This is a genomic window from Microvirga puerhi, from assembly GCF_020089865.1.
GTDB classification, from domain to species: domain Bacteria; phylum Pseudomonadota; class Alphaproteobacteria; order Rhizobiales; family Beijerinckiaceae; genus Microvirga; species Microvirga puerhi.
On record NZ_JAIRBM010000010.1, the window covers coordinates 126,297 to 140,585 of the forward strand.

At 61.7% G+C, this 14,289-nt stretch carries 8 protein-coding genes and 1 tRNA gene; 5 read left to right on the plus strand and 4 right to left on the minus strand.

Going from position 1 to position 14,289, the window contains the following annotated elements; translation table 11 throughout:
• Positions 1 to 276 precede the first annotated feature (276 nt).
• Positions 277 to 353: transfer RNA gene (locus tag K9B37_RS14840), tRNA-Arg, on the plus strand.
• A gap of 364 nt (positions 354 to 717) precedes the next feature.
• Here the strand turns inward: K9B37_RS14840 and K9B37_RS14845 are convergent.
• A complete protein-coding gene (locus tag K9B37_RS14845) occupies positions 718 to 1,047 on the minus strand; it encodes a sensor histidine kinase (protein WP_224314062.1) in 330 nt (109 codons plus the stop codon).
• A 244-nt stretch (positions 1,048 to 1,291) separates the two neighbouring features.
• Here K9B37_RS14845 and K9B37_RS14850 point away from each other — a divergent pair, with 244 nt between their 5' ends.
• Both K9B37_RS14850 and K9B37_RS14855 read left to right on the plus strand, forming a co-directional pair.
• Entirely contained in the window at positions 1,292 to 3,790 is a 2,499-nt protein-coding gene (locus K9B37_RS14850; protein ID WP_224314064.1) for an excinuclease ABC subunit UvrA, read from the plus strand.
• Positions 3,791 to 4,447: 657 nt separating this feature from the next.
• Positions 4,448 to 4,897, plus strand: a complete 450-nt coding sequence (locus K9B37_RS14855; RefSeq protein WP_224314066.1) for a hypothetical protein — start codon at positions 4,448 to 4,450, stop codon at positions 4,895 to 4,897.
• A 70-nt stretch (positions 4,898 to 4,967) separates the two neighbouring features.
• Here the strand turns inward: K9B37_RS14855 and K9B37_RS14860 are convergent, their stop codons facing one another.
• The 3 genes from K9B37_RS14860 to K9B37_RS14870 form a co-directional block, all read right to left on the minus strand.
• A complete protein-coding gene (locus K9B37_RS14860; RefSeq protein ID WP_224314068.1) occupies positions 4,968 to 6,674 on the minus strand; it encodes an FAD-dependent oxidoreductase in 1,707 nt (568 codons plus the stop codon).
• 73 nt (positions 6,675 to 6,747) lie between these two features.
• The gene (locus tag K9B37_RS14865; RefSeq protein ID WP_439651736.1) at positions 6,748 to 7,263 is read right to left on the minus strand and encodes a phosphate-starvation-inducible PsiE family protein; all 516 of its coding nucleotides are present in this window, start codon (positions 7,261 to 7,263) and stop codon (positions 6,748 to 6,750) included.
• Positions 7,264 to 7,390: 127 nt separating this feature from the next.
• Positions 7,391 to 10,252, minus strand: coding sequence for an ATP-dependent Clp protease ATP-binding subunit (locus tag K9B37_RS14870; RefSeq protein WP_224314070.1), 2,862 nt, complete (start codon positions 10,250 to 10,252; stop codon positions 7,391 to 7,393).
• Between the two features lie 326 nt (positions 10,253 to 10,578).
• Between K9B37_RS14870 and K9B37_RS14875 the strand changes: the two genes are divergently transcribed.
• Both K9B37_RS14875 and K9B37_RS14880 read left to right on the plus strand, forming a co-directional pair.
• On the plus strand, positions 10,579 to 12,861 hold the full coding sequence (locus K9B37_RS14875; RefSeq protein WP_224314072.1) for a PAS domain S-box protein: 2,283 nt from the start codon (positions 10,579 to 10,581) through the stop codon (positions 12,859 to 12,861).
• A gap of 245 nt (positions 12,862 to 13,106) precedes the next feature.
• On the plus strand, positions 13,107 to 14,282 hold the full coding sequence (locus K9B37_RS14880) for a zinc-dependent alcohol dehydrogenase (RefSeq protein ID WP_224314074.1): 1,176 nt from the start codon (positions 13,107 to 13,109) through the stop codon (positions 14,280 to 14,282).
• Positions 14,283 to 14,289: the final 7 nt, after the last annotated feature.

The following is a 14,289-nucleotide window of genomic DNA, read 5'->3' on the forward strand; positions in this document are numbered from 1 at the left end:
CATGGGTCAAGCCCGTTGACAGGAGCGGGGTCGGGGCGAGATTCATTATAAAATGCCGCGGCAATGTCCTGCCCGGCCATCACGAGGTACCGCTCCGTCTCGGACGGATGGCCCTGGCCGTCTTGGAGCGGGAGACTTTGGCTTCCGGCCTCGCTTATGGGAGCCTCAAAGGCCGTCTCTGGGTCATCTTTCCGAGAAGCTTCTGTCCAGACGGCCCAGGGAGGTTGCCCTCACGCGCCTAATCGGGTAGTGGAGACAAAGGCCCTGCGCCTCAAAGCACCCGTAGCTCAGCTGGATAGAGCGTTGCCCTCCGAAGGCAAAGGTCACACGTTCGAATCGTGTCGGGTGCGCCAACTAAGTACTTAAAATCCTTGCAGAAATTTTGCCTCTCTGCTGGCGGTGATGTTTTAACTGGCGGCCGGATAGCCACCAGATAGCCACCGCGCGGGATTTTTCCCTCGAACTCGATTGGTCAAAGATCGTGTTGCAGGCCCGCTTGTGTCGAAGCCGAGCCAGCTTGACAGCTATGGGTGTCCGAGGAGGGACTGTTAGCGGACCTCCATATGTCCCCGCTCAATGTCCGCTTGTGACCCATTCCTGACCTTCTTGGAGCCGCCAAGATGAACTGGAGGGTGGCTTAGTGAGAGCGATAGGCTTGATCGAACCCTGATTAGCGCAATCGTCTACAGGAAGTCCGATCCCTATCAAGCTCGATATCTAGGCACCGTCCTTTTCGTTGGCTCCTGTCTCATCAGTCAGGTTCGCGCTCACGTCGCACACCACTCCCGCCGGGTCATAGGTGATCTTGACCTCGCTTGCGAGTTCCGCAGCCAAACTGCGCTCGATCAGGCATGACCCGTAGCCTGTTCGGGCCGGCGGCGAAACCAGTGGGCTATCGCGCTCCTGCGAACGGAAGCTGAGATGCGGCGTATCGCCGTGTCTGACCGCCCATGTAATCGCGACTCTGCCTGCGGGAGCCGACAAAGCGCCATACTTGGCGGCATTGGTTGCCAGTTCATGCAGCGCAAGCGTCAGGGCCAAGGTCAAGGCGGCCCTTGCTGATGATCAGTTAACGAGCGTTGCATTCCGGATCTGCCGCCCGGGCAGCATCTGTCCGAGTGGCCAGCCGTTTCCGGTGACTATCCACTACGAGGCTCCACGCGCAGAGGTGGAAACCATTCCTCCGGCGGGAGCGTTGGATCACTCTACATGTTCGCGGATTCGACATTCACCAGGCCGCCCGATGCCGAAAGATCTTGAGCCCACTTCACCGACAGTTGTGCAGGCAAGGATGGGATTCGTCCGCGTCCACGGAGCCCGCGAGCACAATCTCAAGAATATCGATCTTGAGATCCCGCGTGATGCCTTGGTTGTTTTTACGGGCGTGTCCGGCTCCGGAAAGTCGTCGCTGGCCTTCGGAACCCTTTATGCCGAGGCGCAACGGCGATATCTCGAGTCGGTGTCGCCTTATGCCAGGCGGCTGTTCCACCAGATGCCGGTTCCGGATGTGGATGACATTGACGGTCTGCCGCCTGCCGTCGCGCTACAGCAGCAGCGCGGTTCACCGACCACGCGCTCCTCGGTCGGCAGCGTCACGACTGTATCCAACCTGCTGCGCATGCTTTACTCCCGGGCCGGCGACTATCCGCGCGGCCAAGCGATCCTCTATGCCGAGTCGTTCTCACCCAATACGCCCGAGGGGGCCTGTCCTCGGTGCCATGGCCTTGGCCGGGTCTATGAGGTCACCGAGCGATCGATGGTGCCGGATGACACACTGACCATTCGAGAACGGGCGCTAGCCGCCTGGCCGACCGCTTGGCATGGCCAGAACCTGCGTGACATCGCGACCACGCTCGGTTTCGACGTGGATCGGCCGTGGCGGGATTTGCCCAAGAAGGATCGCAACTGGCTTCTTTTCACCGACGAGCAGCCGACCGTTCCCGTCTATCCGGGATACACTCAAGCGGAGGTTCGGCGCGCGCTCAAGCGCAAGGAAGAACCGGCCTATCAGGGCACCTTCACGAGTGCCAAGCGCCATGTGCTGCACACGTTCGCCAACACGCAGAGCCCGCTGATGAAGCGGCGGGTGGCCCAATACATGGTGAGCACCGAGTGCCCGCTCTGCCACGGTAAGCGCCTCAGGCCTGAATCTCTGTCCGTCAAGTTTGCGGGACTGGACATCGCCGACCTCTCCAGTCTGCCACTTGTCCGTCTTGCCGATATCTTCCGCCCCTACGCGGACGGGACGGCCCCTCGGCTGACCAGGATCGAGGCGGAGCATCCGGAAAAGGCAGTGGTCACTCAGCGCATTGCGCAAGATCTCGTTGCTCGGCTCAGGGTCATGCTCGATCTCGGGCTCGGCTATCTTGCCATCGACCGCAGCACCCCGACGCTGTCGCCCGGCGAGCTCCAGCGGCTGCGGCTGGCCACGCAGGTGCGCTCCAATCTCTTCGGCGTGGTCTATGTACTCGATGAACCGTCAGCTGGGCTTCATCCGGCAGACACGGAGGCGCTGCTGAATGCGCTCGGGCAACTGAAAGCGTCCGGGAATTCGCAGTTCGTGGTCGAGCATAATCTCGATGTCATCCGTCATGCCGATTGGATCGTCGATGTTGGGCCCGGCGCAGGCGAGGAGGGCGGCCGTGTGATCTATAGCGGTCCGCCGGACGGGCTCAGACAGGTCGAGGCGTCACAGACCCGCCACTTCTTGTTCGGCGAAAGCTCTCTCCCGCCTCGGGACGTGCGCCCGCCGCAAGGCTGGCTGCGCCTCGCGGAGGTGACCCGCAATAACCTGCACGAGCTCGACGTCGCATTTCCCTTGGGCGTGCTCACGACAGTGACGGGCGTATCCGGCTCAGGCAAGTCGAGCCTGGTCAGCCAGGCACTGGTCGAACTGGTGGCGGAGCATCTGGGCCACGATATCCGTGAGCCCGAAGAAGAGGGCGAGGAACTGGAACAGGCAGCGACAATGGCCGGCGAGGGCCGGATCGTCAGCGGCATGGAAGGAATCAAGCGCTTGGTGCGGGTCGATCAGAAGCCGATCGGGCGCACGCCGCGTTCGAACCTTGCAACCTATACCGGTCTTTTCGATCACGTTCGCAAGCTGTTTGCCGCGACCAAGCAGGCCCGCGCCCGCCGCTACGATGCGGGACGCTTTTCTTTTAACGTCGCCAAAGGCCGCTGCCCGCATTGCGAGGGCGAAGGCTTCGTGATGGTCGAACTCCTGTTCCTGCCGAGCGTCTACGCCCCATGCCCGACCTGCCATGGCGCCCGGTACAATGCCGACACGCTTAAGATCAAATACCGAGACAAATCAATCGCCGACGTGCTCGGAATGACGGTCGACGCAGCCTGGGAGTTTTTCGCCGAGGAGCCGCCTTTGCATCGCTCGCTCACAATCGTGCGCGAGGTGGGGCTGGGCTATCTGCGACTGGGCCAACCCGCGACCGAGCTGTCTGGTGGGGAAGCGCAACGGATCAAGCTTGCGACCGAGCTTCAACGGATCCAGCGTGGCGATACGCTCTACGTCCTCGATGAGCCGACAACCGGACTGCATCCCGCCGATGTTGAGCGGCTCGTGGCTCAGCTCGATGGGCTGGTCGAAGCCGGCAACACTGCCATCGTCGTCGAGCACGACATGCGTGTTGCCGCGAGAAGCGACTGGGTCATGGATCTCGGTCCGGGAGCTGGCGACGAGGGCGGACGGGTGGTTGCATCGGGGCCGCCAGGCGACGTAGCAAAAGCATCAGGCAGCCGAACGGCGCCTTATTTGTCACGAGCTCTCGTTTGACCCGGAGTTGCCTTTTCAGATCTGAGGCATTTGGCTTGCGCCCGCCCAAACGGTACAGCGGGTGCTTCAGGCTGATGGTTTCCCGGAGATAGACGGTCTCATGGTTCGCAGGGCATTGGGATTAGAGGGTCAGGTTTCAATGATGTCAGGAAGTGCTCTGCCTCGCCGGCCAGCATGGGGCGCCCGAAGTGATAGCCCTGCCCGACATCACAGCCAGACAATTGCAGGAGCGATGCATGGGCAGCGTTCTCTCAAGTGAATTCCGCAGGCTAAAGAAGCAAAATTGATTCTTTTGCGAGCTGGTGATTCAACCCAAAGAGGCCAGCAGACCGCCGTGTGGTAGTATTGCTTTCGCGGTCTCCCTTAGTCTGGCGGGTTGCCCGGCTTCCATCCCACGCCATTTAGCTCGGGGCAACTGGAGGTGTCGCGCTAAAGCGGCTTTGGAGCCACCTCTTCCTCATCCCTAGCGGAGGCGATGTTGTCGCCAGACTGGATCTCGGCGGTAGGCAATCTCATGACAGGCCTAGCAGCCGTGGTCGCCGGCTGGGCCGGCGTCCGTGGGCTTAATGCCTGGCGGACCGAGATGGTCGGCCGGCGCAAGACTGAACTCGCCGAGGAGGTGCTAGCGGGGTTCTACCGGGCCAGGGATATCCTAACATGGGCGCGCTTTCCCGCTTGGATGACAGTCACGATGGGGAGGATGATCGCCCTGGAACGGAACCGCAGGTGGAGGAGCTTGAACGGGGTGAGATCTTCACGCCCGTCGACCGCCTGACCAAGGAGAGCCAAGTGTTTTCCGAGCTCCAAGCGAGTCGGTACCGCTTCATGGCCTATTTTGGAGAGGAGGCCGCCCGGCCCTTCGAGGAGATCCGGGCCGTTCACAGCGAGGTCATCGACTCGGCCCACAACCTGATCCGCACCTACGGCCAGGAGCCGACGGGTTCGGAGGAAGCCAGGCGCAACCAATGGGAAGCGGCGATTGGCTGGGGAGAAGGGAGCGGTGACACTCTCAGGAGGCGGCTCGACCTGGCGGTGAAGGCCATCGAGCAGACTTGCCGACCCTTGATCGAGGAGCGCCATAAAACGCGCCGCAATGGTCTCGTTTGAGGCCTTTGGACATATTCACAAGGGCCCGGAAATTGCGCCCGTGTGAGTAGCTGAGGCAAACTGGCGTTCATCAGCCTCGCGCTCTCCGCTCCCTTGCCGCAGGCGGCAGTACAGATGCATTTGAGAGAACGGTGTGGATCTGAGCTACCACCGCCGCGCCCTCACCAATTGCGGCGCCGACGCGTTTAACCGAGCCTGCCCGAACATCACCGACTGCGAACACATTGACAACATCCGCCTCCAGCGGGAGGGGGCGTTTTTGACCGCTGTCTTCCATCACACTGGTGACCGGAAGAGCCGCACCTGTGCGAACGAAGCCCTTGGCGTCCAGTCCCACGCCGTAGCCCTTGAGCCACCCCGTTGCCGGATCTGCGCCGATGAAGATGAACACATTGCGGATCGGCTTCTCCGTCTCCGCGCCGGTGACGAGGTTGCGCCACCAGACGTGCTCAAGCTGCCACTCCGGCGAGCCCGAGAGGGCGGTGATCTCGGTTTCGGTCAGCACTTCAATGTTGTCCGCAGCCGCAATCCTGTCGATCAGGTATTGCGACATGCTCTCGGCGAGACCGGGTCCACGGACCAACATCCACACCTTCGCGGCAAAGTCCCTCAGAAACACCGCCGCTTGTCCGGCAGAGTTGCCGCCGCCCACAAGGGCAACCTCCTCGTTCCGGCACAGGCGCGCTTCGACGGGCGAGGCCCAGTACCACGCGCCGCGCCCCTCGAACTCGCGGAGGTGAGGGATGTCAGGTCGCCGATAATGGGCTCCCGAGGCCACGACCACCGTGGAGCCTTTGACCCACCGGCCGTCAGCGAGTTGAATGCCATACGGCATTTGCGAGCAATCAAGGCCAACAGCTTCGGCCGGGATCACCATCTCAGCGCCAAACTTCTGCGCCTGGACGAAAGCGCGCGCCGTAAGCTCCCGGCCGGGGATGCCGGTTGGAAACCCCAGATAGTTCTCGATCCGAGCGCTCTCGCCCGCCTGGCCGCCAAAGGCGACCGCATCGAGGACAATGACCGACAATCCCTCTGATGCGGCGTAAACTGCCGTCGAGAGACCGGCAGGCCCCGCGCCGACAATCACGACGTCATAGGTTCGATCCGGAGCATCGATGGGCACCATGCCGAGTGCCTGGGCCAGATCGTGCTCGGACGGATTTTTCAGGATCGTTCCCCTGGGACACACGGCGAGGGGGAGGTCCTTCGGATCCGGCGCGTAGCGCTCGATGAGGGTCGCCGCGTCACAGTCGCGGGCGGGATCGAGCACCTGGCATGGGTAGCCATTCCGGGCCATGAAGCCTTGCAGGCGAACCACGTCAGGATGGGTTTCGGGACCAATCAGGACCGGACCGCCTGCACCGGTTTCGATCAGCACGACGCGCCTGAGAATGAGCGCCCGCATGATTCTGTCGCCCAGTGCAGGTTCGGCAATCATTAAGGCCCGCAGGTTATCGGGCGGAATGAGAAGCGCCTCCAAATCGTCAATGGCATGAACATCGACCAGCGACGGGCGGCCGGACAATTGCCCCACCTCAGCAACGAAATCGCCGGGTCCCAACTCGACAATGGGGGCGAGATGTCCCAGAGGATCGCGCCGGGTGACCCTGACCGAGCCGGTGATGAGGACGAACATGCCCGGAGCAACATCGCCGGTGACAAAGAGCGGCTCACCTGCCGCATGACGTCGGATCTCGCCGAAGCGGCGCAGGCGGCCGATGTCTGTGGTCCCAAATTTCGGAAACATCTGCTCGTCGCGGGGATCAATGGCTGCCATGGGAAACCTTGCTTTTCACAGTATGAGGTGATCGAGCCGGGTGGCGGCACTGAAATTCAGGAGCTGCTCCGGCCTAGTCGGCAGTCCCTCGGGTCTGACCCTGCTCGGTAGCATCCTTCCTGTCCTGGTCGCGCACGAGCCAATGGACCAAGCCGAGTGCCAGGATAGCCGCGGCCAGCCCGAGAATGGTGAACGGGTCGGTCTTGCTCGCATCTAGGATGATGAATTTGCGCACCAGCGCCAGCAGGGCGATCAGCACCACTGTGCGCACCTGCACGATGCTTTCCTTGCGGTGAAGGATGCTGATGATCGAATGGTTGAACTCCAGGGCGATCAGCACCGTGAAGATCATACCGAAGACCGCCTGGAACACGCCTGTCTCAGCCGGGTCGAGCAGTCCCGACAGCACCAGCATGAGGATGCGGAAGCTCAGGTGGATCACTGCGGCCGCGATCACCAGCCCGATAAGGCTGGTCAGCACCAGCGAGACGACCTGCTCGAAACGCTCGTAGGTGCTCAGGCCGGGCCAAGCCTCGCGGGTCTCGCGCAGGGCGCGGTCCATGGCCCTCGCGGGCCGGCCGGTTCCCATCGTGGAGCGGGGATCGTCTCGCTCGGTCCGGGGATGGTCTCCCTCGCGCGATGGCTGCCTCATGTGTGATCTGCCGGACTCAGGTGCTTGCGCCGCCGCGCGTGCTGCCCGGTGCGCCTCCTTGTCCTCACTCGGCGGCCGTCCTGCTGTCGCCAGCTCCGCGCTGGGCTTCCCGGTCTAGCTCGACCGCATTGCGGTGGTCATCGGTCGCGCCCGTGGCCTTTGTCGCACCCTCTGCTTTGGGCTGAGGCTCCAGCACTACCCTCTGCTTATCTCCGTCCCAGCGCGCGAGCACCCGGTCACCTTCCTGAACCTCGTTTGCCAGCATCGCGCGGGCAAGCTGCGTCTCCAGTTCCGAGCGGATCAGGCGCCGGAGCTCGCGAGCTCCGTATTCCGGCCGAAAACCTGCCGCTGCAAGATGATCAACAAAGCTGTTATCAATAAGAAGCTCAACGCCTTGACCATGAGCGGAATGCCTTACGCGCTCGAGCTGAAGTTCTACGATCGCACGAATATCGCTTCGGCCAAGTGCATGGAAGACGATGATTTCGTCGATACGATTGATGAATTCCGGGCGGAAGTGACCGCGCAGAACGTCCATCAGCTCCCGTTTGAGCTTGGCTTGATCATCCTCTGCGGTCCCGCGAATGTTGAGATGACGCTGGATGATGTCAGAGCCGAGATTCGATGTGGCGATGATGATCGTATTGGTGAAGTCGACGACTCTTCCTTTTCCGTCCGTGAGACGTCCATCGTCGAACACCTGGAGCAGGACGTTGTACACATCGGGATGTGCCTTCTCGATCTCATCGAGAAGCACAACCGAGTAGGGGCGTCGCCGTACCCGTTCCGTCAATTGTCCACCCTCTTCGTAACCGACATAGCCGGGAGGTGCGCCGATCAGGCGAGCAACTGCGTGGCGTTCCATATATTCCGACATGTCGATCCGAACCATCGCGTCCTCGTCGCCGAACACCGTTTCGGCCAAAGCCTTGGCGAGTTCGGTCTTGCCGACGCCCGTTGGTCCAAGAAACAGGAAGGTCGCGATGGGGCGACGCCCTTCACGCAAGCCGGCACGAGCGAGCCGCACGGCGTCGCTCACAGCCTTCACGGCTTCATCCTGGCCGATGACACGTTTGTGGAGGCGCTTCTCCATCTCGACCAGGCGCTGACGCTCTTCCGTGTTCAGTTCGTTGACAGGTATGCCAGTGAGTTTGGAGACGACCTGCGCAATCTGCTCGGTGCGGACCTCGGCGGATGCCGAACCGCGCTCGCGTCGCCAGCGCTCGGTCGCATCCTGGAGTTCCTTGTTTCGCGCATCGTGCTGTGCCTGGATCTCCGAGGCGCGGTCGAATTGCTTGCGCGACGCAGCATAGTCCTGCTCACGCTTGAGCTGGCGGACCTCCGCTTCGAGTTCCTGCACGTCCACCGGACGAGCCGTGGCTGAGATCTTCACCCGTGCTGCTGCCTGGTCAATGAGATCGATGGCCTTATCCGGGAGGAAGCGTCCGGTAATATAGCGATCGGATAGCTCTGCTGCTGCGATGATAGCTTCGTCCGTAATCGCAACCTTGTGGTGAGCTTCGAGTGTATCGCGCAAACCGCGCAGGATCATGATGGTCTGAGCGACGGTCGGTTCCGGCACGAAGACAGGCTGAAAGCGTCGCTCCAGGGCGGCATCCTTCTCGATATGCTTCTGATATTCATTGAGGGTCGTCGCACCGATCAGGTTGAGTTCGCCCCGGGCAAGCGCCGGTTTGAAAACATTGGCGATGTCGAGTCCGCCTTCGCCGCCCCCTTGGCCTGCTCCGACGATGGTATGGACCTCGTCGATGAACAGGACAAGCTCATCTTCACGCTCCGTAACTTCCTTGAGAATCTGCTGGACTCGTTCTTCAAACTCCCCCCGATACTTGGAGCCGGCGACCATAGAGTTGATCGAAAGCTCGACCAAGCGTTTGTCACGCAGGGCTTCAGGGACCTCGCCGGTGACGATGCGCTGTGCCAAGCCCTCCACGATCGCAGTCTTGCCGACGCCTGGTTCACCAATGAGGACCGGATTGTTCTTTTTGCGCCGGGCCAGAACTTCGATGGTTGTCTCGACTTCCTGGGCGCGTCCGATGACAGGATCGAGCTTGCCGTCACGGGCAAGTTGGGTCAGATCGCGAGAATGCTTATCGAGGTTGGGAGTGTTCGTCGGCGTCTCGACTCTTCCTTCCTCGGCGCCACGGCCGACAACCTTGGTAATCTGCTGGCGGATCGCTTGCGGGGTGAGACCATAGCGGCGCAGCATGTCTGCGGCCAAACCTTCTCCTTCTTCGGCAAGTCCGATAAGAAGATGCTCTGGCCCGACATAGGAGTGTCCAAGCTCTGCGGAGGCCCGGAAGGCGCGGGATAGGGCATCCTTCATGCGCGGGGAAACGCCGATCTCGCCCCCTTCATGCGCTTCCGCTTCTCCGTGCGGACTTTCCTTCACGATCTCGTTGCGCAGATCATCGAGCGACACCTTGAACTGATCGAGGATGGTGCGGACGACGTCGCTTTCAGTCAGTGCGAGCAGGAGATGCTCCGTATCAACCTCATGGCGTCCGAAATCCGCCGCCCGTCGAGCTGCCGCTTGAAGGATCTCCTCGGCATGCTCTGAGAGCCGTTCGGCTCCGCTGACGGTGCTCCGCCCCCTGGGCCGTCCTCGCCCTGGTCTAATCGGAATGGAGGCGCCGCGGTCACTGGCTTCTGGCATCTCCTCTCTATCGCCCGTGGCGCGTGTTAGTGGATTCTCGCCAAAGAGGTCTTCATTGAAGAAGTCGTCGAACAAACTGCCGCGCTGGCCGAAGAGAGACTCAAGCGGTGAACTCGACCGCTGTTGACGAGCCAGACGGCGATAGTCGAAATCGCAAAGCTCCATGATCTGACGTTGGCCGTTGCTGACGACCTCTGCACGAACCGTTGCAGGACGAATGCCGCAGATGTCGCAAATTCCATCGGCCATGGCACGCCTCCATGCTGGCTATCCCGTGTCCCGGATGAGCGTTCTGTCATTTCAGCATACGCTCGCCGCAGCACACCGCTTCGGCGCGATTCCTGGAGGGTAACGGTTGTGAGGGTCTATACGTATACCGGTCGATTACTGAGGAAAGGTACGTGACTGCGAACCAAACGCGCCGGCCGGCCTCCATCAGCCCGCCCTTACATCACAGAGCAGGTGTGGGCAGGATCCGGGGGAAACGCGTAGCCGTAGTTCCTTGTGGCAAGCCGCCCTCACAACCCTAAAGTATTGTTAGAAGGCCCCCCATGATGTCTTTCCAAGGAGAATAAATGAGCACGGCGGTAGGCTTTTCCAACGGCGGCATCATGGGTGAACGCGTGCGGACCCACGATTGGGCTGCCACGCCCCTCGGGCCGGCAGAGACTTGGCCGCAGTCGCTCCGCACCGCCTTAAGCATCATGCTGAACTCCGCCTTTCCCACCTACTTAGCCTGGGGGCCGGAACTGACAAGCTTCTACAACGACGCTTACATTCCTATGCTAGGAGACAAACCGGAAGCGCTCGGACGGTCATTTCCGGAGGTCTGGCCCGAGACCTGGGACATCGTTGGCCCCATTGCCACCCGGGCCATGCGAGGGGAAGCCAGTTACTTTGAAGATATGCCGCTCACGCTCGTGCGCAGAGGCTACCCCGAGCAGACTTGGTTCGCCTTCTCTTACAGTCCCGTCCGGGACGAAACCGGGAGAGTCGGCGGGGTGCTGTGCACGATTCACGAGACCACCGAGCGCGTCCAGGCTGAGGCAGCCTTGCGCGAAAGTGAAAACAAGCTTGCAGCCATTCTGGAGCAATTGCCGGTTGGTGTGGGCCTCGTCGACCCGGAGGGGAACATCGTCCTGAGCAACCAGATCCTTCAGCAGTACGCCCTTGATAAAATCCCCTCCAGAGATCCCATGCAAGGCGAGTGCTGGCGGGGCTACACCCCTGAGGGACAGCGTCTCAGCCCCTCCGACTATCCGAGCGCACGAGCGCTGCGGGGTGAAACGGTTGTTCCAGGGGTCGACTTCCTCGTCACACTCCCCAATGGCCAGGACATCTGGACGCGGGTGAGCGCTGCGCCCTTCCGCAAGACCGCTCATGAGGGTCTGGGCGCAATCTTCGTGGTGCAGGTCGTCGAGCGGGAGAAGCGGATAGAGCAGGCGTTGCGCGAAAGCCAGGTGCGCCTCCAGGCTGCCATCGACCTCGTCGGTCTGTCGCCCTACACCTGGAATCCGATCACGGGAGCACTGGATTGGGATACCCGGCTCAAGGCGATGTGGGGGCTGCCGCCTGATGCTTGCGTCGACGAGGACGTGTTTCTGTCCGGCATCCATCCCGAGGATCGCCCGCGCGTCGAGGCCGCTATCGCCCAGTGCAGCGATCCTGCTGGTCTTGGTATCTACGCCATTGAATATCGCGTCATCGGGATTGAGGACGGGGTCGAGCGCTGGGTTTCCACGCAGGGCCGGACCACTTTCGAGCATGGCCGTCCCGTTGCGTTCATTGGAGCCGCCTTGGACATCACGGAGCGCAAGCGGGCCGAAGCAGCGCTGCGTGAGAGCGATGAGCGCTTCCGGCAGTTCGCCGAGAACTCCAGCAGCACACTTTGGATCCTGAACTTCGAGACGATGAACCTCGAATACCTGAGCCCCGCTTTCGAACCCGTTTGGGGCGAGCCGCGGGAGGGAGTGCTCGGCGATCCCAGCCGTTGGAACCGCTTCCTCCATCCGGATGATCGAGAACGCGCGCGAGGCGCGCTTGAACGCGTCAGACTGGGCGAAATCAGCACCGAGGAGTTTCGCATCATCCGGCAGGATGGGGTCGTGCGTTGGATCCGGAATACCTTCTTCCCCATTCGCGACGCGCAGGGTCAGATCCGCCGAGCCGGCGGCATTGCACAGGACATCACCCGCCATGATGGCCGTTTCGTGTATGTTGTCGATGTTGAAGAGACCACCCACCGTGGACTCTCTCATTTACTTCGCGACGCTGGGTACAGGGTCAGGGTTTTTTCGTCCGGCAAATCCTTCCTGGAGGCGGCTCCGGCTCTCGCAGCCGGATGCGTTGTTCTCGACATTTGCAGGTCTGGCGCTGGTGGTCTGGTCATTCCGAGGGAGCTCAAGGCCCGGCGCATCGGCCTGCCGGTCATTGTTCTGGGCGACGCCAAAGGCGACGTGCCCTTTGGGGTGCAGGTGATGAAAGCTGGAGCCGTGGACTTCCTGCCGATCCCGTATGGCTCGAATCAGCTTCTGGCCGCAGTAGCGTCGGCCATGGCCAGCACCCATGAGGAGGATGAGCCGAACCAGGAGGCAGACCGGGCGCGGCGTCGGATTGCCGAAATGTCGGAACGGGAGCGCGAGGTTCTGGCAGGCTTGTTGGCCGGCAGGACCAACAAGGAAATTGGACGGGGCATCGGCCTCAGCCCTCGGACGGTAGAGACACATCGGGCCCACGTCATGCAGCGGCTTGGCGTCCAGACCCTGTCGCAAGCCGTGCTGGTCGCAACCTCTGCGGGGTTCCAGTCGCCCAGCTTAGAGCCGAATGTGCCTCAGGGGTCAGACACGCCCGAGACCTGATCGTCTGGCAAGAATGTCCCGTTCAAAATGCAGTCCCCGCCAGAGGTGAGTGAAGCGGGAGAATCGCGCCGTATCAAAACAGAGCGGAATGTCCCTCAGGGATCATCCGCAGCACTTCCCCTCAGCGCAGACGTTCATGAGCCACGACCCCTGACAACTATCCCCGCAGAGATCTGCCTCGTGCCGTAACGAGTTCCAGACGCAGGAGCCTCTGCATCTTCGTTGGACAAGAGGAGAAGAAAGGCATGCGAGCTCTCGTTTGGCACGGCAAGGAAGATATCCGCTGCGACACCGTCACAGACCCTGAGATCGAGCAGCCGCGCGACGCCATCGTCAAGGTGACGAGCTGCGCCATCTGCGGCTCGGATCTTCATCTGTTCCACAACTTCATTCCAGCCATGCTGCCCGGCGATGTCATGGGACACGAGATGATGGGAGAGGTCGTCGAGGTCGGGCCCGAAGCGAAGGGCAAGCTCAAGAAGGGGGACCGCGTCGTTGTCCCCTTCACGATTATCTGCGGCGAGTGCGATCAGTGCAAGCGCGGCAACTTCTCCGTCTGCCAGCGGAGCAACCGCAAGAAGGATCTCGCCGACAAGGTCTTCGGGCACGCGACGGCGGGCCTGTTCGGATACACGCATCTGACCGGCGGCTATCCTGGCGGGCAGGCCGAATATCTCCGTGTTCCTTTTGCCGATGCGACGCACATCAAGGTGCCGGACGGGATCCCGGACGAGAAAGTTCTCTTCCTCGGCGACATCTTCCCAACCGGCTGGCAGGCCGCTGTCCAGTGCGACATCCAGCCGACGGACACGGTAGCGATCTGGGGCTGCGGTCCCGTCGGCCAGATGGCGATCCGCAGCGCCATGCTCCTCGGCGCCAAGCAGGTGATCGCCATCGATCATTTGCCGGAGCGCCTGGAAATGGCGGAAGCCGGCGGCGCCATCACCATCAACTTCGATGAAGAGAGCGTGGTCGAGCGTCTTAACGAGCTCACCGGTGGCGAGGGTCCGGAGAAGTGCATCGACGCCATCGGGATGGAAGCCCATGTCTCGCCATCCATGCCGGATACGGTCTACGACCGTGCCAAGCAGATGCTGGGAGCCGAAAGCGACCGGCCGCACGTCCTTCGCGAGATGATCTACGTGTGCCGCCCGGCCGGGGTGATTTCAATCCCCGGTGTCTATGGCGGGTTGGTCGACAAGATCCCGATGGGTCAGCTGATGAACAAGGGGCTGACCATTCGCACCGGGCAAACGCACGTCAACCGTTGGACCGATGACCTTCTGCGCCGCATCGAGGAGGGGCAGATCGACCCATCGTTTGTCATTACCCATACCGTGAGCCTCGAGGACGGCCCCGAGATGTACAAGGTGTTCCGCGACAAGCAGGACAGCTGCATCAAGGTGGTTTTGAAGCCCTGAAGAACCG

Coding starts and splice junctions, on each gene's coding strand:
- K9B37_RS14855 (WP_224314066.1), top strand. CDS start 4,448: ATGGGCGCGCTTTCCCGCTTGGATGACAGTCACGATGGGGAGGATGAT.
- K9B37_RS14870 (WP_224314070.1), bottom strand. CDS start 10,252: ATGGCCGATGGAATTTGCGACATCTGCGGCATTCGTCCTGCAACGGTT.
- K9B37_RS14880 (WP_224314074.1), top strand. CDS start 13,107: ATGCGAGCTCTCGTTTGGCACGGCAAGGAAGATATCCGCTGCGACACC.
- K9B37_RS14850 (WP_224314064.1), top strand. CDS start 1,292: ATGGGATTCGTCCGCGTCCACGGAGCCCGCGAGCACAATCTCAAGAAT.
- K9B37_RS14875 (WP_224314072.1), top strand. CDS start 10,579: ATGAGCACGGCGGTAGGCTTTTCCAACGGCGGCATCATGGGTGAACGC.
- K9B37_RS14860 (WP_224314068.1), bottom strand. CDS start 6,674: ATGGCAGCCATTGATCCCCGCGACGAGCAGATGTTTCCGAAATTTGGG.
- K9B37_RS14865 (WP_439651736.1), bottom strand. CDS start 7,263: ATGGGAACCGGCCGGCCCGCGAGGGCCATGGACCGCGCCCTGCGCGAG.